Annotated in this window: 19 protein-coding genes; 9 read left to right on the forward strand and 10 right to left on the reverse strand. The window is 65.3% G+C overall.

What is annotated here, in order from left to right:
* Positions 1–121: 121 nt before the first annotated feature.
* Positions 122–847 carry an acetoacetyl-CoA reductase gene (gene phbB, locus RXV95_RS03300; protein WP_338467600.1) on the forward strand — a complete coding sequence of 242 codons (726 nt, stop codon included), beginning with the start codon at positions 122–124 and terminating at the stop codon, positions 845–847.
* Positions 848–983: 136 nt separating this feature from the next.
* Here phbB and RXV95_RS03305 read toward each other — a convergent pair whose 3' ends face one another.
* Positions 984–1,745 carry a DUF4019 domain-containing protein gene (locus RXV95_RS03305; protein WP_338467601.1) on the reverse strand — a complete coding sequence of 254 codons (762 nt, stop codon included), beginning with the start codon at positions 1,743–1,745 and terminating at the stop codon, positions 984–986.
* Between the two features lie 86 nt (positions 1,746–1,831).
* On the opposite strand from RXV95_RS03305, the gene RXV95_RS03310 reads away from it, so the two are divergent.
* Positions 1,832–2,134, forward strand: coding sequence for a ribbon-helix-helix domain-containing protein (locus RXV95_RS03310; RefSeq protein ID WP_338467602.1), 303 nt, complete (start codon positions 1,832–1,834; stop codon positions 2,132–2,134).
* A gap of 31 nt (positions 2,135–2,165) precedes the next feature.
* Here RXV95_RS03310 and murA read toward each other — a convergent pair whose 3' ends face one another.
* On the reverse strand, positions 2,166–3,449 hold the full coding sequence (gene murA / locus RXV95_RS03315; protein WP_338467603.1) for a UDP-N-acetylglucosamine 1-carboxyvinyltransferase: 1,284 nt from the start codon (positions 3,447–3,449) through the stop codon (positions 2,166–2,168).
* A gap of 108 nt (positions 3,450–3,557) precedes the next feature.
* Between murA and galU the strand changes: the two genes are divergently transcribed.
* A complete protein-coding gene (galU, locus tag RXV95_RS03320) occupies positions 3,558–4,442 on the forward strand; it encodes a UTP--glucose-1-phosphate uridylyltransferase GalU (protein ID WP_338467604.1) in 885 nt (294 codons plus the stop codon).
* Between the two features lie 46 nt (positions 4,443–4,488).
* Here the strand turns inward: galU and RXV95_RS03325 are convergent, their stop codons facing one another.
* From RXV95_RS03325 to RXV95_RS03350, 6 genes are all read right to left on the reverse strand, one after another.
* On the reverse strand, positions 4,489–5,787 hold the full coding sequence (locus tag RXV95_RS03325) for a cytochrome P450 (RefSeq protein ID WP_338467605.1): 1,299 nt from the start codon (positions 5,785–5,787) through the stop codon (positions 4,489–4,491).
* 28 nt (positions 5,788–5,815) lie between these two features.
* Entirely contained in the window at positions 5,816–7,360 is a 1,545-nt protein-coding gene (locus tag RXV95_RS03330; protein ID WP_338467606.1) for an acyl-CoA synthetase, read from the reverse strand.
* A 190-nt stretch (positions 7,361–7,550) separates the two neighbouring features.
* Complete coding sequence (locus tag RXV95_RS03335) at positions 7,551–8,228, reverse strand: M23 family metallopeptidase (protein ID WP_338467607.1); 678 nt, start codon at positions 8,226–8,228, stop codon at positions 7,551–7,553.
* Positions 8,229–8,398: 170 nt separating this feature from the next.
* A complete protein-coding gene (locus RXV95_RS03340; protein WP_338467608.1) occupies positions 8,399–9,202 on the reverse strand; it encodes a ferritin-like domain-containing protein in 804 nt (267 codons plus the stop codon).
* A 14-nt stretch (positions 9,203–9,216) separates the two neighbouring features.
* The gene (locus RXV95_RS03345) at positions 9,217–9,690 is read right to left on the reverse strand and encodes a peroxiredoxin (RefSeq protein ID WP_338467609.1); all 474 of its coding nucleotides are present in this window, start codon (positions 9,688–9,690) and stop codon (positions 9,217–9,219) included.
* A complete protein-coding gene (locus RXV95_RS03350) occupies positions 9,687–12,398 on the reverse strand; it encodes a bifunctional [glutamine synthetase] adenylyltransferase/[glutamine synthetase]-adenylyl-L-tyrosine phosphorylase (protein WP_338467610.1) in 2,712 nt (903 codons plus the stop codon). The genes RXV95_RS03345 and RXV95_RS03350 overlap by 4 nt, the downstream gene beginning before the upstream one ends.
* A 157-nt stretch (positions 12,399–12,555) precedes the next feature.
* Between RXV95_RS03350 and RXV95_RS03355 the strand changes: the two genes are divergently transcribed.
* The 4 genes from RXV95_RS03355 (at position 12,556) to RXV95_RS03370 (ending at position 16,943) form a co-directional block, all read left to right on the forward strand.
* Positions 12,556–14,307 (forward strand): M28 family metallopeptidase, encoded by a 1,752-nt coding sequence (locus RXV95_RS03355; protein WP_338467611.1) that lies wholly within the window; start codon positions 12,556–12,558, stop codon positions 14,305–14,307.
* A gap of 4 nt (positions 14,308–14,311) precedes the next feature.
* On the forward strand, positions 14,312–15,301 hold the full coding sequence (locus RXV95_RS03360) for an agmatine deiminase family protein (protein ID WP_338467612.1): 990 nt from the start codon (positions 14,312–14,314) through the stop codon (positions 15,299–15,301).
* Positions 15,298–16,521, forward strand: a complete 1,224-nt coding sequence (locus RXV95_RS03365; RefSeq protein WP_338467613.1) for an NAD(P)/FAD-dependent oxidoreductase — start codon at positions 15,298–15,300, stop codon at positions 16,519–16,521. Before RXV95_RS03360 ends, RXV95_RS03365 begins: the two co-directional genes overlap by 4 nt.
* A 71-nt stretch (positions 16,522–16,592) precedes the next feature.
* Positions 16,593–16,943, forward strand: coding sequence for a PilZ domain-containing protein (locus tag RXV95_RS03370; RefSeq protein ID WP_338467614.1), 351 nt, complete (start codon positions 16,593–16,595; stop codon positions 16,941–16,943).
* Positions 16,944–16,970: 27 nt separating this feature from the next.
* Here RXV95_RS03370 and RXV95_RS03375 read toward each other — a convergent pair whose 3' ends face one another.
* The gene (locus RXV95_RS03375; RefSeq protein WP_338467615.1) at positions 16,971–17,969 is read right to left on the reverse strand and encodes a GDP-mannose 4,6-dehydratase; all 999 of its coding nucleotides are present in this window, start codon (positions 17,967–17,969) and stop codon (positions 16,971–16,973) included.
* A 32-nt stretch (positions 17,970–18,001) separates the two neighbouring features.
* On the reverse strand, positions 18,002–19,321 hold the full coding sequence (locus RXV95_RS03380) for a nucleotide sugar dehydrogenase (protein ID WP_338468624.1): 1,320 nt from the start codon (positions 19,319–19,321) through the stop codon (positions 18,002–18,004).
* A gap of 113 nt (positions 19,322–19,434) precedes the next feature.
* Between RXV95_RS03380 and wecB the strand changes: the two genes are divergently transcribed.
* Together wecB and wecC are read left to right on the forward strand one after the other, a co-directional pair.
* On the forward strand, positions 19,435–20,571 hold the full coding sequence (wecB, locus tag RXV95_RS03385) for a UDP-N-acetylglucosamine 2-epimerase (non-hydrolyzing) (RefSeq protein WP_338467616.1): 1,137 nt from the start codon (positions 19,435–19,437) through the stop codon (positions 20,569–20,571).
* Positions 20,546–21,862 carry a UDP-N-acetyl-D-mannosamine dehydrogenase gene (wecC, locus tag RXV95_RS03390; RefSeq protein WP_338467617.1) on the forward strand — a complete coding sequence of 439 codons (1,317 nt, stop codon included), beginning with the start codon at positions 20,546–20,548 and terminating at the stop codon, positions 21,860–21,862. The genes wecB and wecC overlap by 26 nt, the downstream gene beginning before the upstream one ends.
* Positions 21,863–21,913: the final 51 nt, after the last annotated feature.

A 21,913-nucleotide genomic window follows, 5' to 3' on the forward strand; every position in this document is an offset into this window, starting at 1 on the left:
TCCTTTTTGTGCACAAGGCGTATTGCACATTGGTGCAATTCGTATGCACGATGCTTGTCGCCTGACCGTCACATGCTTACCCTACGGAACGGCGGGCTGAGGGTCTGAACAGGAGACTGCAATGGGACGTGTCGCTATCGTAACCGGTGGAACCAGGGGCATCGGCGAGGCGATCTGTCTCGCGCTCAAGAACGACCTTGGATACACCGTTGTCGCCAACTATGCGGGGAACGAGGAAAAGGCGAAGGCCTTTGCCGATCGCACGGGCATCAAGACGGTGCGCTGGGACGTTGGCGATCATCAGGCCTGCCTGGACGGTTGCGCGAAAGTCGCCGAAGAGGTCGGCCCGGTGGATGTGGTGGTCAACAACGCGGGCATCACGCGTGACGGCACGCTCCACAAGATGAGCTTCGACGACTGGAACGAAGTGATGCGCATCAACCTTGGCGGCTGCTTCAACATGGCCAAGGCGTGCTTCCCCGGCATGCGGGCGCGCGGCTGGGGCCGCATCGTCAACATCGGATCGATCAACGGGCAGGCGGGCCAGTACGGCCAGGTGAACTATGCGGCGGCGAAAAGCGGCATCCACGGCTTCACCAAGGCGCTGGCGCAAGAAGGCGCCAAGTTCGGCGTAACCTGCAACGCCATCGCGCCCGGCTATATCGATACGGACATGGTCGCCGCCGTGCCCGACGCGGTGCTGGAAAAGATCGTCGCGAAGATCCCGGTCGGCCGCCTGGGCCACGCAGAGGAAATCGCGCGCGGCGTTGCCTTCCTCGTCTCGGAAGACGCGGGCTTCGTCACCGGCTCGACCATGAGCATCAACGGCGGCCAGCATATGTATTGATGGAGGTACGAGTTTGGCTCACCGTCGGCCAAGCCGTCAGTGAGCCAAGCGCCAGTGCCGCGCGAACAGCAAGTCCGTCGAACCTGCCTGATTGCATGGCAGCGGCATTGTCGCGGCTAGTCTCCGCAACTCCCAGTTAGTCAATCATGCAGCCGATTACTTTCCACGTCCCGTCCTCTTTTATGAGAGTGACGGTTTCGGCCACGTTCGCCTTGTTGGCGAAATCGGTCCGGAACTTGACGACCCAGTTACCCGAGGGCGGGGCGGGCGTGAAATCGACCGTCGCCAATTGGCGCGATTCCACCCCGCCTAATGGCTCGCGCGCGCTTTTTGAGGCGTCCGCCCAGCGTTCGACTGAGTTGGCCTTGCGAAACGAATGGCCGGTCGCTTCCCAACTCGCCTGCCAGTCGCCATTGTCGACGAGCGCCAACCAATTGCGCGCGGCACCGATGACGTTGGCCTCGACAGGGTTGGGTGCTGCCGAAGCGGATTGTGGAGATGGCGCCTGAGCAAGCCCTCCCAGCGACGATGCGGCGATCAAGGTTAGTCCAAGGGTAATTGACATGAGCAATCCTCCGATCACCCAGCCGGGGCGGCGAAACGCGCTGCCTTGACCGGCCGGGGGCCAATGCTGTTCCACGCCTCCTGTCTCTGTGGCATCCCCCAAAACCTTGTCCCCAAGCAATTCGGGGTGTTTCCGCTCCTCCTCCCGCAGCAAGCGCGCAGCGGCACGGCTGCTGGAAACTGCAAGCTTTCGCCGTGCTTCGCGCAATCGTTCGTTGATTGTATGGACCGACAAGTCGAAGTGCGCAGCGATGCTTTTTGCGTCATGGCCATCAAGGAGGAGGCGCAGAGTCTCCTTTTCCTTGTCGGTCAGCGCGCTGAAACCTTCGGTCATGTCGCTGGGTCTAGAAACTGGACCGACAAGCGGCCACCCCGAATTTCTTGTAGTCGGCGCCATTTTGCCGGCGCTATGCCGAGACAATGACCACTCCCTATCACCCGCCGGTCAAGCGTTCGGTAGAGATTGCCGGGCACAAGACCTCGATCAGTCTCGAACCGCTGTTCTGGGATATGCTGCGCGAGGCGGCGGTGGCCGAAGCGGTGCCGGTCAACGCGCTCGTCGCGCGGATCGATGCAGAGCGCATCGGCGCGGAAAACCCGCCGGGGCTGGCGAGCGCGGTGCGGTTGTGGCTGGTCGGCTGGCTGGCGGCGCGTGGTCGCGGTGCCCACCCCCAGCCGCTCCCGCAAGCGAGAGGGGAGCGAGACTTGCCGAACCGCAGGTGAGGTTAGTCGCAGCGGGGCGGGCAGGCGCGCCCTAGTCGTCCCCGACGCGTTCGATATCCGCGCCGACCAGTGCCAGCTTTTCTTCCAGCCGCTCGTATCCGCGGTCGAGGTGGTAGAGGCGATGGACCTGCGTTTCGCCCTTGGCTGCAAGGCCGGCGATAACAAGGCTCATCGAAGCGCGCAGGTCGGTCGCCATCACTTCGGCGCCGGTCAGTTCGTCCACCCCGTGGACCACGGCGGTGCGGCCCTTGGTTTCTATCTTCGCGCCCATGCGGTTGAGTTCGGGCACGTGCATATAGCGGTTCTCGAAGATCGTCTCGGTCAGCACGCTCGACCCCTTGGCAAGGCACAGCAGAGCCATCAGCTGGGCCTGCATATCGGTGGCGAAGCCGGGGTAGGGCGCGGTTGATAGCGTCACCGGCTTCAGCGGGCCGTCCGCCGTCACCTGTATGCCGTCGCGGCGCGGTTCTATGGCGACGCCGGCATCGCGCAGCGCCTGGATCGTCGCTTCCATTTCCTCGGCCACGGCATTCTTCAGGAACACCTCGCCACCGGTGATCGCCGCCGCGCAGGCATAGCTGCCGGCCTCGATCCGGTCGCTCATCACGCGATAGGTTGCGCCGTGCAGGCGCGAGACGCCGTGAACGGTAAGGTCGGACGTGCCGATGCCCTCGATCTCCGCCCCCATCGCGACCAGCAGCTTGCACAGATCAACGATTTCCGGTTCGCGCGCGGCGTTGTGGAAGGTGGATTTCCCGTTGGCCAGCACGGCGGCCATGATCGCGTTCTCCGTCGCGCCGACCGAGACGACCGGGAAGGAATAGCGTCCGCCGGGCAGGCCGCCGTCGGGCGCGATCGCGCGGACATAGCCCTGCGCCAGTTCGATCGTCGCGCCCAGCGCTTCCAGCGCCTTCAGGTGCAGGTCGATGGGCCGGTTGCCGATGGCGCAGCCGCCGGGCAGTGAAACGGTGGCCTCGCCCATGCGCGCCAGCATCGGGCCAAGCACCAGGATCGACGCGCGCATCTTTCGCACAAGGTCATACGGCGCGACCGAACTGGTGATGCGCGTTGCCTCAAGGCTCATCACCCGGCCGAAATCCTCTGGCCGCGATCCCTGGATCACCGTGGTCACGCCGAACTGGTTCATCAGGTGCTGGAAACCGTCGATATCGGCAAGTCGCGGCAGGTTGCGCAGCGTCAGCGGCTCGTCGGTCAGCAGGGCGCAGGGAAGCAGGGTGAGGGCGGCGTTCTTCGCGCCGGAAACGGGGATCGTGCCCGACAGGCGCTTCCCCCCGCGAATGATGATCTTGTCCATCGCGGCGGTTTAGCCGTTTCCGGGCGGCGTTCAAGGGGAGCGGCGCTTGCCTAGACCGTGGAAAACCCTTTAATTGCCGAGAAAGACGATCTGGCCAAAGGGATGCAGATGACTTCACAAAAGCACAAGCCGATCCGCAAGGCCGTTTTCCCCGTCGCGGGGCTTGGCACCCGCTTCCTCCCGGCCACCAAGGCCATCCCCAAAGAGCTTCTGCCCGTCGTCGACCGTCCGCTTATCCAGTACGCGGTGGACGAGGCGCGCGAGGCGGGTATCGAGCAGCTGATCTTCGTGACCGGGCGCGGGAAAACCGCGATCGTCGAACATTTCGACACCGCATACGAACTGGAGACGACGCTGCAAGAGCGCGGCAAGTCGCTCGACGTGCTAGAGCCCACGCGCGTCCTTCCCGGCAACCTTGTTACCGTGCGGCAGCAGGTGCCGATGGGGCTGGGCCACGCGATCTGGTGCGCGCGCGCAATCGTGGGGGAAGAACCTTTCGCCATCTTCCTGCCCGATGAACTGATGATCGGCACGCCGGGCTGCATGAAGCAGATGGTGGATGCCTATAACCAGGTGGGCGGCAACCTGATCAGCGTTCTGGAAGTCCCGCGAGAGGATGTGTCGAGCTATGGCGTGATCGCCCCCGGCGCGAAAGCCGGAGACGGGCTGACCGAAGTGACGGGGCTGGTCGAAAAGCCGCCGGTGGAACAGGCACCGTCGAACCTGATCCTTTCCGGGCGCTATATCCTTCAGCCTGAGGTGATGCGCGTTCTGGAAAACCAGGAAAAGGGTGCGGGCGGCGAAATCCAGCTGACCGACGCCATGGCGCAGATGATCGGCGAGCAAGCGTTCCACGCGGTTACGTTCGCCGGCAAACGCTATGACTGCGGCAGCAAGACCGGTTTCATCGAGGCGACGCTTGCCCTCGCGCTTGAGCGTGAGGACATGGGCGCGGAAGTGCGCGAGATCGCAAAGCGGCTGCTCGGCAGTTGACCGGACGCGGGGCGCCGCGCCGAGTCCCGCCCCGCCCCGCAACCGGTCAGGCGGGTCTGAAGCGCAGCGGCAAGGCCTTGAACCCGCCGACGAAGGTCGACTGGATGCGGCGCGGATCGCCGGCCAGTTCGATGCTTTCCACCCGGTCGAGCAGCGTTTCGAACAGGATGCGCATCTCCAGCCGCGCAAGGTGCAGCCCCAGGCACTGGTGCGCGCCCGCGCCGAACGCGATGTGGCGGTTGTTGGGGCGGCTCGCGTCGAACTTGCGCGGATCGTTAAAATGCGCCGGATCGTGATTGGCGGCGACATAGTTGATCATCAGCCAGTCGCCTTCCTTCATCGCCTGCCCGCCGATCTGCGTATCGTGCGCGGCGGTGCGCATGAAGTGCTGCACCGGCGTGGTCCAGCGGATCGCTTCTTCCACGATGCCTGACAGCAGCGACCGGTCTGCCCGCACCCGCGCATATTGTTCGGGATCGCGTGCAAGCGCCAGCATCGCGCCCGCGGTGGAAGCGGACGTGGTGTCGTGCCCGGCAGCGGCGACGATGATGTAATACCCGGCGGTGTCTCGTGGATCGAGCGGCTTGCCGTCTATCGTTGCGTTGGCGATCACGCTGGCAACGTCATCGGCCGGGTTCCGGCGGCGTTCCTGCGCCAGCCCTTCGAAATAGGCTTCGAAGTCCTTTACCGCCGCGGCGACCAGCGCAACGAGCTGTTCGGGCGGCAGGTCTTTCATACCAGACCGGTTCAGGTCTTCGTCCTGCCCGCCGAACATCTGCTGCGTCAGCATCAGCATGCGCGGCTCGTCCTCTTCGGGAACGCCCAGGATCTGCATTACGACGTGCAGCGGATAGGGGGCGGAAATCTCGCGCGCGAAATCGATCTCGCCGCCCGATGCCAGCATCTTGTCGATCGCGCCGCTGGCGATCTGCCGTATCCCGTCCTCGATCTTGCGCAGGTTCTTGGGCATGAACCATTCCTGCGTCAGGCGGCGCAGCTGCGGGTGCTTGGGTGCGTCGATCTGCACCAGCGATTCCACCAGGTTGTGGCTTCCGCCGGTGATCTGCCGCGCAAAGTCCTCGCCCATGCGGTTGGTGAAGACCGACGGACGCGGCGCGTTGAGCCAGGTCGCGTTGTCCTTGCTGACCGCCATCGCATCGTCGAAGCGGGTGAGCAGCCAGAACGGCGCGAACTCGCCGGTTTCCGATTCCACCCGGACCACCGGCGTTTCGCCGCGGATCGCGTCGAACAGGTCGAGCTGGCTGTCCCAATCGGCGTAAGCCTTGGGATCGACGATGCGCAGCCCCTTGTCGAAGGGCAGCACGGGATCGGCGGTTGTGGCCATTGGCGGGATTTCCCCTGGACAGGTTGGCTCAGGCGGCTTCGGCGGCTTTCTTGTATTCGTCGCGCAGCAGGCGCTTGAACAGCTTGCCGGTCGGTTCACGCGGAAGCTCTTCGCGGAAGTCGATCTGGCGCGGCAGCTTCACCCGGCTGAGCTGCGGGCCGAGCCATGCGGTCAGTTCCTCTGCCAGCGCCGGTCCGGCTTCGCTTATGTCGGCCGGCTGGATAACCGCGACAACGCGTTCGCCCATGTCCGGGTCGGGCGCGCCGATCACCGCGACGTCCGCTACCTTGGGATGCGTTACGAGCAGGTTTTCTATCTCTTGCGGATAGATGTTCACGCCGCCTGAAATGATCATGAAGCTCTTGCGGTCGGTCAGGTACAGGTAGCCGTCCTCGTCCTCCCAACCCACGTCGCCAAGGCTTGACCAGCCGTGCTTGTTGCGGCTGTCGGCGGTCTTGGCCGGATCGTTGTGATATTCGAACTGCTGCATGCCTTCGGTCGGTTCGAAGAATACCTGGCCTTCGGTGCCGCGCGGCACCTCGTCTCCGTTCTCGTCGCAGATGCGGATGATGCCGGTCAGCGCGCGGCCGACCGAACCGGGGCGTTCCAGCCATTCCTTGCTGGAAATGAAGGTAAACCCGTTGCCTTCGGTGCCGGCGTAATATTCCATCAGCACCGGCCCCCACCATTCGATCATCGCCTTTTTCACCGGCACAGGGCAGGGCGCGGCGGCGTGGATCGCGCACTTTAGCGACGACACGTTGTATTTCGCGCGCACGTCTTCGGGCAGCTTCAGCATCCGCACGAAATGGGTCGGCACCCACTGGCTGTCGGTAACCTTGTAGCGTTCGATCAGTTGCAGCGCGGTTTCGGGATCGAACTTCTCCATCACCACGACCGTTCCGCCCAGGCGGTGCACGGTCATCGACCAGCGCAGTGGCGCCGCGTGATAGAGCGGCGCGGGCGAGAGATAGACCGAATCGGCGGATATGCCGAAGACCTGCGCTGCCAGCATCTGCAGCACGTTGGCGGCGCCGATGTGTTCTTCTTCCGGCAGGGGCACACGCACGCCCTTGGGTTTGCCCGTGGTGCCCGAGGAATAGAGCATGTCGCAGCCCGCGCGCTCGTCCGCGATTGCGTGGCTGGGCATCTGCGCCAGCGCGGCATCGAGATCATGCTCGTCATGCCCGTCGAAGCGCAGTTGCGGCACATCGGGTGCCAGCTTCGCCACTTCGTCGAACACCTTTGCCATATAGGCCGACCCGACCAGCAGCTTCGATCCGCTGTCCTGCGCGATATAGGCGATTTCGGGCGGGGCGAGGCGGCAGGAAATCGCCACGTAGACAAGCCCCGCGCGCTGCGCGCCCCAGGCCAGCGCGAAGTATTGCGGGTGATTTTCCATCGAAAGCGCGATCGTGTCACCGATCTTCAAGCCGCGCGCGCGGAACAGCTGGGCGAAGCGGTTGCTGGCTTCGTCAAGCTGGCGATAGGTGATCGTTTCGCCGCTCCCTGCCATGATCACGGCGGGCTTGTCCGGATGGGTCAGGGCATGGGCGGACGGGTGGTGGTGCATCTAACGGGTCCTCTCTCGCGCGGGGGCGTTTGCCATCTGCTTTGGCGGCACCTTAATCGTTCGATTAAACTGTGCAACGCCCAAACCGCCCGTCAGATGGAGCGAAGCGCAAAAAAGAAACGGGGCGGCTTGTTCAGCCACCCCGTTTCCGCATCCTCTCCAAGATGCAAACCGGTTTGATAGACCTGCGTCAGTTGGCGCTGGCGAGCAATTGCGTGCTGTCATCCTGCATGTAGACCAGCGGATTGACGGGCACGCCGTTGACGCGGACTTCATAGTGCAGGTGCGGGCCGGTGGAGCGGCCGGTGCTGCCGACATAGCCGATCACGTCGCCCTTGTGAACGCGCTGGCCTTCGGCAACCGCGATCTTCGACATGTGGCCATAGCGGGTTTCCATGTTCGCGCCGTGTTCAAGTTCCACGAACAGGCCATAGCCGCCAAACCAGGAAGCTTTTTCCACTACGCCGTCCGCCGTCGCGTGGACCGGCGTGCCGACAGGGCTGGCAAGATCGACGCCGTCGTGCTTGCGGCGGCCGCCCAGGATCGGGTGGTGGCGCATGCCGAAGCCGCTGGTCATGCGGATCGCGTCGAGCGGCGCCATCGAGGGAATGGACACCTGCGTGGCGCTGTGCAGCGGAGTGACGGTCGATTGTTCGCCGTCAAGCTTCTGCCAGCTTGAGAACAGGCGCGAGAATTCGGCGTCGGGGGCGCCGGTGCCAGATGAACTGCGCGAAGCTTCTGCCGCGCGGATCGGGGTGGTGATGTCTGCCGACGAAGCGCTGTTGGCGAAAGCCGGAGCGGCGCCGAACGTCGATGCGATGGCGGCGACGGTGCCGAGTGCGGATTTGAGCGACAGAATGTTCGTCATTGCGACCCCGTATTCCTATTGCGACCCGGCCCGGCTTCATTGCCTGAACTACCCGGATTCAACACTGCCCCGTTGGCGCGAACGGCTTGAATCCGCGCCCGAAGGCTTTCCTTGAGATGGTCGGAACCCCCCGCCGTCTCGTGTGTTTTGCTGGGTAAGGTGGAAAAGGTTTACAAGGCAAGTACGGCAGTGAACTCACGCGACAAACCGGCTGCCTGACGCGCCGAGTCGTTGAACGGCGGCTTAACGGCGCCGCGAAAATGGCGCTCTACCAACTCCTTCCAGAGATTCGGCGGGGCCACCCCACGCTCTTCGCAGACCTTGGAGAAATGGGTTGTGCCGAAGCGCACATGCCGGATTTCGTCGTCAAGGATTCGTTGAAGGATTCTTGCGCTGGTCATGTCGCCCGCCGCGGTGAAGCGTTCGATCGTCAGTGGCGTTACGTCCAGCCCGCGTGCTTCCAGCACCATGGGCACGACGGCCAGCCGCGCGCCGACATCGTGCGCCGTTTCGCGCGCGGCATCCCACAATCCGTCATGCGCGGGCAGGGCGCCGTAATATGTGCCGAGCGTCACCAGCCTGCGGGCGAGGAGCGCATAGTGCATCGCTTCGTCCGCCGCGACCGAAAGGAAGTCGCTTGCGAAGGCGGGGCCGCGCTCTTCCCCGAAGCGGCCCACGATATCGAGCGCGAGGTCAATCGCCACGAACTCGATATGCGCAAGCGCATGGATCAGGGCGATGCGCCCGCGTTCGGACCCGCCCTTGCCGCGTTTGGGCATCCGGTTGGGCGCAAGCAGTTCGGGCCTGTCGGGCCTTGCGGGCACGTCCGGCATCGCAACGTCGAAGGCGAACGCCAGTCTTCCCGCCGCCCAGTCGCGGGCAACCGCGCGCGCGGCCATGGCCTTTTCGCGCGGGTCGGCGGTAAGCAGCGCGTCGCGGATCGCGCGCGCAAGCGTGGGGCGGGCGTCAGGCAACAGGTGCGCTCCGGTCAAAGCGCCTTCGCGGCGGCCAGCACCTCTTCGGCGTGGCCCTTTACCTTCACCTTGTTCCACACGCGCGCGATCTTCCCGTCCCTGTCCAGCAGATACGTGGTGCGCACCATGCCCATGTAGGTGCGGCCGTAGTTCTTCTTTTCGGTCCAGATGCCCAGCGCGTCGGACAGGCCGCCTTCTTCCGCATCGCTGGCGAGTGGTGCCGAAAGATCGTGCTTGGCGATGAATTTCTGGTGCTTTGCCGGCGGGTCCTTGCTGACGCCCAGAAGATGCACGCCGGCCTTGGCGAACTCCCCGGAAAGCGCGGAAAAGTCCTTGTTCTCGGTCGTGCAGCCGGGGGTATCGTCCTTCGGATAGAAGAAGATCACCGCCGGTTTTCCGGCAAGGTCCGACGGGCGGATGGTGCCGCCTTCGGGTGTGGTCATGGCGATATCGGGCATCGGATCGCCGATTCCGGCCTCAGTGCTCATGGCTGGTCCTCCAGTTGGGTTCCGAACGTGGCCGCCCAGGCGGCCGCAACCTCGCCGCGCGCGCCTTCTACGCTGGCGAGCAGCGAATTCCAGTCCTCGCAGCCGCAGACCTGCGCCACGATCTCGCGGCTCGCCTCGGGCGGATAGGCGCCATCGGGGGCGAACAGGCGCACGATTACCAGCAAGCGCGTAAGCAGGTCATGCGCGTCGCGCAGGGAGGCAGGCAGCAGGTCTGCCGCCACAAGCGCGGACACCGCCTCGCCCAGTTGCGGATGGAATGCGGTGCGTTCGCGCAGTTGCAGGAAGTGGACCAGGAATTCGAGGTCGACCAGCCCGCCGCGCGCCAGCTTCACGTCCAGCGGCCCCTTGGGCGGCTTGTGGCGCGCCATCTCGTCGCGCATGGCCAGAACGTCGGTGCGAAGCTTGTCCGCGTCGCGCGGGCTATCGAGGACGCGGGCGATGATCGCTTCCAGCTCCGCGCGGTCCCCGTCGGTGCCGAAAAGCACGCGCGCGCGGGTCAGCGCCATGTGCTCCCAGGTCCAGGCTTCTTCGCGCTGATAGCGTTCGAAGCTGTCGAGGCTGACCGCAATCGGCCCTTGCGCGCCCGACGGCCGCAGGCGTGCATCCACCTCGTAAAGCGCGCCCGCCGCGGTGGGCACGGAAAGCGCCGCGATCACCCGCTGCGACAACCGGTTGAAATAGAGCGTTGCGCCAAGCGGCCGCCGCCCGTCCGATTCGGCGGCAAACTCTCCGCTGAACAGGAAAATCAGGTCAAGGTCCGATGCGTGCGTCAGCGCCGCGCCGCCCAGCCGCCCCAGCCCCAGAATCATCAGCCGATTGCCCGGCACCGATCCGTGCGCCTGGGCGAATTCGCGGATCGCCGCTTCGCCCAGCACGCGGATCGCCGCTTCGGCAACGCGCGACAGGGCGGCGGCGATTTCCAGCGGATCGCGCCCTTCCACCAGTTGCACGCCCAGCGCGAAGCGCATTTCCCCCACCTGCTGGCGAACATTGTCGAGCGTGCGCTGGTAATCGTCATCCTTTTCCCCGCGCGCCAGTTCCGCCGCGATTTCGTTTACGCTGCCCGGCAGGTCGAAGGCGCTGCGGTCTATCAGGATGTCGATCAGGTCGGCGCGGCGCGCCAGTTCGTCCGCCAGCGTGGGCGCATGGGCGAGCACGCGCATGACGATCGCCAGCAGGCCCGGCCGCGCTTCCAGCAGGCGGAACACGTTGATCGCGCTGGGCAGGCCCGCCAGCAACTGTTCCCAGCGCAGCAGCGCGCGTTCGGGATCGGGCGCGTTGGCCAGCGCTTCCAGCAATTGCGGCCGCATCCGCCGGAACGCATCGCGCGCTTCGGACGAGCGCAACGCGCGATACTGCCCGCCGATCCAGCCGTCGATCCGCGCGGTCAGGGCCTCGGGATCGTCGAATCCCAGGTCGGCGAGTTCCTGTGTCAGCGGCTTGGCCGAAACCGGAACCGCGCCTTCGGGCGCATATGTCTCTATCAGCGCGTCGAAACGGCTGCCCACGGCTTCGGAAATGTCCGCCAGTTCCTCTACCAGCGCGGCGCCGTTCGCCAGCCCGTCAAGCTGCGCGACCGAATCGAGCGCTTCCGCGTCGGTCGGCAGGCTGTGGGTCTGCTGGTCGGATACCATCTGCAACCGGTGTTCGACCGTGCGCAGCCGGTCATAGCTTTCGCCCATCACGCGCGCGTCTTCCGCCCCGATCAACCCGGCGGCGGCCAGCGCATCCAGCGCCGCGCGCGTGCCGCGCTGGCGCAGCGAAGGGTCGCGTCCGCCGTGGATCAGCTGGTGCGTCTGCGCGAAGAATTCCACTTCGCGGATGCCGCCGCGCCCGCGCTTCAGGTCGTAACCGGGGCCAACCGCCTGCCCGCCCGAATAGTGGTCGCGGATGCGCGTGGTCAGCCGCCCGATTTCGGCGATCGCCCCGAAATCGAGGCTGCGCCGCCACACGAACGGGCGGATCGTGTCCAGAAAAGCCTGCCCCGCCTCTATATCCCCCGCCGCGGCGCGGGCGCGGATGAAGGCCGCGCGCTCCCACGCGAGGGCGGAGGATTCGTAATGCGTGATCGCCGCTTCGAACGGCAGCGCCAGCGGGCTGACTTCGCTGGCGGGTCGCAGGCGCAGGTCGACGCGGAAGACATAGCCTTCCGCCGTATGCGAAGAGAGCGTGCGGACCACGGCCCGCGCAACGCGCTGCGCGGCTTCGCCCGGTTCGTCACGGTCGCGCCGGGGCAGGCGTTCGGGATCGAACAGCAGGATCGGGTCGAGGTCGGACGAATAGTTCAGCTCGCCCGCGCCCTGCTTACCCAGCGCGATGGCGGAAAAGCCGGTCGGTTCGTCGTCGGGCGCGCGCTGGCGGATGCCGTCGTCTATCGCAAGGTCGAGCGCGCGATCGGCAAATGCGGTCAGCTCGCCCACCACGCGGGACAGCGGCAGCACGCCCGCCAGGTCACCGATGGCGACGGCAAGCGCCAGCGCCAGCCGCTCTCGCCGCAGGGCGATGCCCACGTCGTCTTCACCCTGTCCCGCCCGGTGCGCCGCGCCAAGTGCATCCTCGATCCGGCCGGCAGCCAGCAATTCCTCCAGTGCGGGAAGCCGGTCGAGCGCGCCGGACAGGAACGGGGAATGCGTTCTGGCGCGGGAAAGGGCATCGGGAAAGTCGGCTTTTGGCGCAGTGCTGGTCATCACGGAAAATGCGATGCCCGCTCCGCCCTGCGGGATCAACCCATCGCCTTGCGCGGAAAAGAAGGCTCTGCCACTGTCCGCGCATTGCCGCACCCCGTCCAGGGCGCGGGCGAACGATATCGACGGCCGGTACCGGCCGGAAAAGGGGACGCAGATCATGACTTTGAAGACAAGCGGCAGCGCGGTGCGTGCGCTGGTGCTGGCGATTGCCGGAACGGCGGCGCTGGGCGCCTGCGCAATGGTCCAGGCGCCGGAAATGGCCACCGCCGCCGCGCCGGCGACACCGGCAACGCAGGCCGCAACCGTTGCGGATGCCACGGCCTATCCGCAGGTTTCCGCGCCGCAGGTCGACGTGCCGCTGATGAAGGAGATGGTGAAGACGCTGGCCTCCGACGATTTCGAAGGCCGGGCGCCCAGCACCGATGCGGAACCGCGCGTGCTGAACTACATCATTTCGAAGTTTCAGCAGGCCGGGCTGAAGCCGGGCAACAACGGTAGCTGGCTGCAGGACGTGCCGACGGTGGAAATCACCGGCAGCGATTTCTCGCCGATGACCGTGACCGGCGGAACCTCGCCGATGACGTTCAGCTATGGCGACCAGTACGTGGCGGCCAGCTATCGCGTCACGCCGCATACGCAGGTGAAGGACAGCGACCTGGTCTTCGTGGGGTACGGCATCGTGGCGCCCGAGCTGGGCTGGAACGATTATGCCGGGATCGACATGAAGGGGAAAACCGCGGTTATCCTCGTCAACGATCCCGATTACCGGATGAAGGACGAGAACGGGCCGTTCAAGGGCCGCCGGATGACCTATTACGGCCGCTGGACCTATAAGTTCGAGGAAGCCGCGCGCCAGGGCGCGAGCGCGGCCATCATCGTGCACGACACCTTCCCGGCAGCCTATGGCTGGAACGTCGTCAACTCCAGCTGGAGCGGCGCGCAATACTATGTCCAGTCGGATAACGACGGCATGGACCAGACGGCCGCCAACGGCTGGGTCCAGCTTCCGGTCGCCAAACGGATTTTCGCGGCGGCCGGCAAGGATTTCGATGCCCTGTCCGAAGCGGCAAAGCACAAGGGTTTCCGCGCGGTGCCGCTGGGCGAGAAGGTGAGCTTCTCGTTCGATAACGCGATCCGCAAGTCGATGTCGCACAACGTCGTCGGTATCCTGCCGGGCGCGAAGCATCCCGGCCAGTACGTGCTCTATACCGCGCACTGGGACCACCTGGGCCATTGCACGCCCGACAAGACGGGTGACGGCATCTGCAACGGCGCGGTCGACAACGCGACCGGCGTCGCGGCGCTGGCCGCGCTTGCGGAAGCGAACAGGAAGGCCGGACCGGCCGATCGCAGCCAGGTCTTCATGGCGGTGACGCTTGAGGAATCGGGCCTGCTCGGCTCCGAATGGTATGCCACCCACCCGATCTACCCGCTGGCGAAGACCGTGGGCGGGGTGAACATGGATGCGCTGCTGCCCGCCGGCCGGGCGAAGGACTATTCCATGACCGGCGGCGACAAGTCGGACCTTACCGGATATTTCCGCCACGCCTTGCAGGCGATGGGCCTTTACGAGACGAAGGAAGACCATCCCGAGCGCGGCCATTATTACCGTTCGGACCATTTCAGCTTTGCCAAGCAGGGCGTGCCGATGTTCGACGTGGCGCGCGGAACGGACCTGTTCGATGGCGGAAACGCGGCAGGCGAAGCGGCGGCGGACGATTATGTGAACAACCGCTATCACCAGCCCAGCGACGAATATTCGCCCGACTGGAACTGGTCCGGCATTTCCGAGGATATCGAGATGTATTACCGCCTTGGCCGGATGCTGGCGATGACGGACGACTGGCCGAACTGGCACAAGGACGACGAATTCCGCAGCATCCGCGACAAGAGCCTGAAGAAGAACTGAGCGGATGAGCGACACCGTATGGCGGATGCCGCCCGAATGGCATCCGCAGGAATGGCTGTGGATCGGTTTTCCGCACGATGCGGACGAATGGCCCGATGTCATTGCGCGCGCGCAGGAACAGATCGCCGCCTTTGCGAACGCGGTTGCCGAAAGCGGGCAGGAGGTGCGGCTGATCGTGCGCGACGCGGCCAATCGCGCACGGGCGGAACGCCTCGTTTCGGGCGCGGTGCATCTGGAACAGCGCGTTTACGGGGACGTGTGGCTGCGCGATACCGGGCCGCTTGTCGTCCATGACGGCAAGGGCCAAACCGCCGCCCGCCTGTTCGGCTTCAACGGCTGGGGCGGCAAATACCTGATGGCAGGGGACGAGGCGATCGGCGCCGATCTGGCCGCCAGCGCCGGACTGGAGGCGGTTCGTTGCGACTGGGTTCTGGAAGGCGGGGCGCTGGATGGAGACGGGACGGGGCTGGTCGCCACGACGGAACAGTGCCTGCTGAATCCCAACCGCAATCCCCGGCTTTCGCGCGGCGATATAGAACGGCGGCTGGCGCGCGACCTTGGCTATGACCGGGTGCTGTGGCTGGGCGACGGGCTGATAAACGATCACACGGACGGCCACGTCGATAACCTGGCCCGGTTCGTCGCGCCGAACCGGCTGGCCTTGCCCGTAGCCACCGGGCCGGACGATCCCAATGCGGCGATCTATGCCGATGCCGCCGCACGCGCGCGCGATTTCGGCGTCGACGTGGTGCAGGTGCCGTCGCCCGGCCGGATCGAATGGGGCAATACGGTCCAGCCGGCCAGTTACATGAACTTCGTGGTGACGACGAATCTTGTGGTCGTGCCCACGTTCGGCACGCCGCACGACGATGAAGGCGTGGCCGCGATCGGCGCGCTCTTTCCCGGCCGGGCGTGCATCGGATTGCCGGGCGACGCGGTGCTGGCAGGCGGCGGCGGCTTCCATTGCGCCAGCCAGCAGATGCCGCGCGCGTGACCGTCGCGGATCGAACGGGATCATCGGGCGCTGCGCCATCCCGCGAACAGGGCCGGTTCGATGCAATCGTGCTGGGGGCCGGTGCCGCCGGATTGATGTGCGCGGCGCGCGCGGGCCAGCGCGGCCGCCGTGTGCTGCTGGTCGATCACGCGCCCGAAGCGGGCAGGAAGATACTGATATCGGGCGGCGGACGCTGCAATTTCACGAATATCCACACCGCGCCCGACCGCTATCTTTCGGCCAATCCGCATTTCTGCAAGTCGGCGCTCAGCCGCTATCGTCCGGACGACTTTGTTGCCCTGGTCGAACGATACGGCATCGCCTGGCATGAAAAGACGCTGGGCCAGCTGTTCTGCGATGGCTCCGCGCGGCAGGTCGTTGCCATGCTGCTCGAAGAATGCGCACGCGGCGGGGTGACGCTGCGGCTGGGCCAGCCGGCCGACACGATCGACCATGCGGACGGCCGGTTCCGGGTGTCGATCGGCGCGGACGTGGTGGAGGCGCCCCGGCTGGTGCTTGCCACCGGCGGGCCTTCGATCCCGAAGATGGGCGCAACCGGCTTCGCCTATGACGTGGCGCGACGCTTCGGTTTGAAGGTGGTGCAGCCGCGCCCGGCGCTGGTGCCCTTCACGTTGGGAGAGGAAGACGCGCTGTTCCGATCTCTTTCCGGGGTTTCCGCCGATGTCGAGGTGCGCTTCGGCAAAGTGCGCTTTCGGGAAGCGGCGCTGTTCACGCATCGCGGGCTGTCCGGGCCGGCGATGCTGCAGATATCGTCCTATTGGGATCACAAGGGCGCGATCCATGTCGATTTCCTGCCGGGGCGTGAGGGCGACTGGCTGGTGGCCGAAAAGGCCGCGCGTCCGCGTTCCTCGCTCCGCCGGACGCTGGCGGCGGCGCTTCCCGAGCGGCTGGCAGAGGCGCTGGCGGAGCGCATGGCGACGGACGGCGAGCTTGGCGGGATAACCGACAAGGCGCTGCGCCACGCGGCGGCAAGGCTGGCCGCATGGCCGTTCCGGCCCACCGGCACCGAAGGGTTCGCCAAGGCGGAAGTCACCGCCGGCGGCATCGCGACGGCGGGCCTGTCCTCTCGCACGATGGAAGCGAGGGGCGTGCCCGGCCTGTTTGCCATTGGAGAGGCGGTGGACGTTACCGGATGGCTGGGCGGCTACAATTTCCAGTGGGCCTGGGCGAGCGGCGTGGCGGCGGCGGAGGCGTTGTGATCGAAACGCCGCCCCAATCAGTGCACGCTGGCATTAGTCCTTCCGAAACCCGGCCCTGTTATTGCGGTTGCATGAAAGAACAAACGGATCGCGCCGGACGCAGGGTTGCCCTTGTCGCAGCCCGGATGACCGTGGACGGCAAGGCCATGCCGGTCACGATTGCCAATGCCTCATCCACCGGGCTGATGGTCCGTTGCGACAGCCCGCCAGATATCGGCGCCCGCGTCGATGTGGAACGCGGCGATGCGCGGGTGAGCGGCAAGGTGGTGTGGCGGCGCGGCCGCCGCTTCGGATTCCACAGCACCGGGCCGATGGACCCTGCCGTGCTGGTTGGCGCGCAACCGCGCGACGCGCTGGACCTGCTGCTGGACAAGCAGGATCGCGTGCCGTCCCGCATCGCCTGGCCGCCGCGCCGGAAATAGGCGGCGCAGGCGGTCCGTTCGGGGCCGTCAGGCGCCGTGGTATTCCTTGTACCAGCGGATGAAGTTCGGCACGCCCACGTCGATAGAGGTCGTGGGCTTGTATCCCAGATCGCTGCTGATCGCGTCGATATCGGCATAGGACTGGCGCACGTCGCCCGGCTGCATCGGCAGCATTTCCACCGTCGCCTTGCGGCCGATTTCCTCTTCGAGGATGCCCACCACCTTCATCAGGTGTTCCGACTTGTGGTTGCCGATGTTGTAAAGCCGGTGCGGTTTTGTGCTGCCGCCGGCCTTTACCGCGCCATCGTCGGGCGGCGGGTTGTCCAGACAGGCGATCACGCCGGCGATGATGTCGTCGATATAGGTGAAATCGCGGTACATATCGCCATGGTTGAACACCGGGATCGGTTCGCCGGCCATGATCTTCTTCGTGAAGATCCACATCATCATGTCGGGCCGGCCCCACGGCCCATAGACGGTGAAAAAGCGCAGCCCCGTCAGCGGCAGGCGATAGAGATGGGCATAGGTTTCGCTCATCAGCTCGTCCGCCTTCTTGGTCGCGGCATAAAGGCTGATCGGCTGGTCGACCCGGTCCTCGACCGAGAAGGGCATCCGGGTGTTGCCGCCATAGACTGAGCTGGAACTGGCATAGACCATGTGTTCCACCCCGCGATGCCGGCCCACTTCCAGCAGGTTCAGGTGCCCGGCAAGGTTGGAATGCAGATAGGCGTGCGGGTTCTCGATCGAATAGCGAACGCCCGCCTGCGCGCCGAGGTGGACGATGCGTTCGAACGTCTCGTCCGCCAGCGCGGCGGTCAGCGCCGGATAGTCCGCAAAATCGATGCGGTGAAAGCGGAACCGGTCCTTGCCCAGCTCGCGCAAGTGGGCCAGCCGCGCTTCCTTCAGCGACACGTCGTAATAGTCGTTGACCACGTCGACACCGATCACGGTATCGCCGCGTTCGAGCAGCTTCCTGGCAAGCGAATAGCCGATGAATCCGGCCGTGCCGGTAACAAGAACGTTCATGCCGCTTCCCCTCGGGCCGAGGCCCGCAATTGTCAAAGCTTCCAGTCTGCAGCGCCGTTCAGCACGCCCTTCAGGTCGGCCAGCGTGCCGCCCCGGGCAACAAGGCCCGTCATCGCGTCTTCACCTCCGGCAAGGTAAACGCGGTGCGGAACGGCAAGCAGCACCAGGTCGTACTGCCTTTCAAGCGCGTGGGGGTCCAGCGCAAGGCCGTATTCGCGCTGCGCCTCGCCGCTGTCGGCATGGGGATCGTGCACCGTCACTTCGTGGCCGCGCGCGGAAAGTCCGGCAATCACGTCAGCCACTTTCGAATTGCGCAGGTCGGGCACGTTTTCCTTGAAGGTAAGGCCAAGGACCAGCGTGCTGCCCGGCTTGCCCCCGCGCTGTTCGTGCAGCGATGCGGCAACCCATTCGGCCATGCCGTCGTTCACGCCGCGTCCGGCCAGGATAACCTGCGGATCATGGCCCAGCGTCTCTGCGCGATGCGAAAGGTAATAGGGGTCGACGCCGATACAGTGCCCGCCGACAAGGCCCGGGGTGAAAGGCAGAAAGTTCCACTTGGTATTGGCCGCCGCCAGCACGTCCCACACCGATATGTCCATCTTCGAAAAGATCTGCGCGATCTCGTTCATGAAGGCGATGTTGATATCGCGCTGGGCGTTCTCGATCACCTTTGCAGCCTCTGCCGCCCGGATAGACGCAGCGCGGAAGACCCCGCCGCTGGTGATCGCGCCATAAAGGTGCGACAAGCGGTCAAGCACTTCGGGAGTCTGGCCGGACACGACCTTGGTTATGCTCTCTATGGTATGTTCGCGGTCGCCCGGATTGATGCGTTCCGGGCTGTAGCCAAGGAAGAAATCGCGCCCGCAGACCAGCCCCGAAACCTTTTCCAGGATCGGCGCGCAGATTTCCTCGGTCACGCCCGGATAAACCGTGCTTTCATAGATCACCACCGGTTCGCGGCCTTCTTCCGCCGCTGCGGGCAACATCGCGCCAACGGTGCGACTGGCCGCTTCGACAAGGCGCAGGTCCGGCTTGTTGTCCGCATCGATCGGGGTGGGAACAGTGACGATATAGAAGTCGCTTGGCGGGCAGACGGCGGGATCGCTGGTCACGCCCAGGCTCGACATGGAAAGCGGCTGTGCCTCGATTTCTCCCGTTCGGTCATGCCCGTCGGCAAGTTCGCCGATGCGGCGCTGGTCGATATCGAAGCCGGTAACAAAGAATTTCTTCGCCAGTGCCACGGCCAGCGGCAGGCCAACATACCCAAGGCCCACAACGGTAACGCGCGTTGTTGCCGCAAGGGGTGTCCCGCCCTCGCTGTGGTTGGGCGAAGCGGCAATTTTCGGGAACATCGCGGTCACGGTTGGACGGGCCTTTTTTTACGCGGCAGTCGCCGCATTTGCCCCTGATTAGACGCAAGCCTCTTATTTCATGGTTAACATTCAGCGTTTAAGTCCTGCACTCCATGAGCAAGACCATCCTCATCGTCTTCGGCACCCGGCCGGAAGCGATCAAGCTGTTTCCGGTTGTCCACGCGCTGAAGGCTGAGGGCCGCTTTCGCGTCGTCACCTGCGTTTCTGCCCAGCATCGCGGAATGCTGGACCAGGTGCTGGAGATCGCCGAAATCGCGCCCGATCACGATCTTGACCTGATGAAGCCCGACCAGACGCTAGACGGCCTGACCGCCGCGTTGCTGACCGGGCTGGGCACGGTGATGGACGCGGAAAAGCCGGACTGGGTCATCGTGCAAGGGGATACCGCCACGGCGATGGCGGGCGCGCTTGCCGCCTATTACCGCAAGCTGCCGGTCGCGCATGTCGAGGCGGGATTGCGCAGCCACAACATCTATCACCCCTGGCCCGAAGAGGTGAACCGCAAGATCATCGGCACGATTGCCGCGCTGCACTTCGCGCCCACCGAAACGTCGGCCGCCGCGCTGAAGGCCGAAAACGTCGATCCCGACACCATCCACGTTACCGGCAATACCGTGATCGACGCGCTGCAATGGGTGACGAAGCGGATCGAGGGGGAGCCTGCGCTGGCATCGGGCCTTGCGGAGATAGAGGCGCGCTTTGCCGGAAAGCGGATCATCGGCGTTACCAGCCACCGGCGCGAAAACTTTGGCGGCGGGCTGGAAAGCATCGCGCGCGCGGTGCGCCGCATAGCGCAGCGCAGCGACGTGGCACTGGTTTTCCCGGTCCATCCCAACCCCAACGTGCGCAAGGTGATGGATGCCGAACTGTCCGGGCTTGGCAACGTCGCGATGATCGAGCCGCTCGATTATCCCAACTTCGCGCGGCTCATCGCCATCAGCGAGATCATGCTGACCGATTCGGGCGGCGTGCAGGAAGAAGCGCCCGCGCTGGGCAAGCCCGTGCTGGTGATGCGCGAGACGACCGAGCGGCCCGAAGGCGTCGCCGCCGGGACCGCCCGGCTGGTAGGCACCGAAGAGGATGTTATCGTTACCGAAATCTTCACTTTGCTTGACGATAAGGCCGCCTATTCGGCCATGGCGCGCGCCCACAACCCGTTCGGGGACGGGCAGGCAGCGCGCCGCATCGTGGAGCTGCTTGGAAATGTCCGCCAATCCCAAACCCGGTGATGTAAAGCCTGACGTCTGCGTTGTCGGGCTCGGCTATATCGGACTGCCCACCGCGGCGATCATCGCCCGCGCCGGCTGCAAGGTTCTGGGCCTCGACGTGTCGCAAAACGTGGTCGACACGATCAATCGCGGCGAGATCCACATCGAGGAAGCCGATCTGGACGGACTGGTTCATGCGGTCGTCCAGCGCGGGTTGCTGCGCGCCGCGACGCAGATCGCACCCGCCGACGTTTTCGTGATCGCCGTGCCCACCCCGTTCGAGAAGGACGATCACCACACGCCCGACGTTACCTATGTGATGGCCGCCGCAACCGAAGTCGCCGCCGTGCTGAAGGCCGGCGATACGGTGATCCTCGAATCGACATCGCCCGTGGGCACGACCGAGAGGATGCGCGACCTGATGGCCGGCTTGCGCCCAGACCTGAAGTTCCCCGGCAAATGCATCGGCACGCCCGACGTTTCGATTGCCTATTGTCCCGAGCGTGTGCTGCCCGGCCGCATCCTGGAAGAACTGGCCGGCAACGACCGGTCCATCGGCGGCATCACCCCGCGCTGCGCGCGCAAGGCGCTGGGGTTCTACAAGCGTTTCGTGCGCGGAACCTGCGTCACCACCGACGCGCGCTCCGCCGAAATGACCAAGCTGGTCGAAAACGCCTATCGCGACGTGAACATCGCCTTTGCCAACGAACTTTCAATGGTCGCGGACAAGATGGGGCTGGACGTGTGGGAGGTGATCCGGCTTGCCAATCGCCACCCGCGCGTGAACATCCTGACGCCCGGCCCAGGTGTGGGCGGCCACTGCATCGCGGTGGACCCGTGGTTCATCGTGCATGGCGCGCCCGACGATACGCCGCTGATTCGCACCGCGCGCGACGTGAACGATGGCAAGATGCACCACGTCATCGCCCGCGCGACCGAACTGGTCGAAGCCCACCCGCACGAAAAGGTCGCCTGCCTGGGCCTCGCCTTCAAGGCCAATATCGACGATTTCCGCGAAAGCCCCGCGCGCTTTGTCGCGGCGCGGCTGGCGCGCAGGTTCGGCGATCGCGTGCACATCGTTGAACCTTACGCGGCCGACCTGCCGATCGAGTTTACCGATACCGGTGCCAGCGCGATCGATCTGGATACCGCGCTGGAAGAATGCGGCGTGCTGATCGTGCTTGTCGATCACGACGTGTTCCGCTCCGTGCCGCTGGCCGAACGCGCGAACAAGGTTGTTTACGATACGCGCGGCATCTGGCCCGACCAGCCGGGCGGGCCGGTTGCCGCCGGACTTCGGCTCGCCAGCTGACCGTCCGCGCCGGCCGGATGCTCCGGCCAGGCGTGTGCTGCAATTCCAGAC

It is taken from the genome of Novosphingobium sp. ZN18A2 (assembly GCF_036784765.1).
Taxonomy (GTDB): domain Bacteria; phylum Pseudomonadota; class Alphaproteobacteria; order Sphingomonadales; family Sphingomonadaceae; genus Novosphingobium.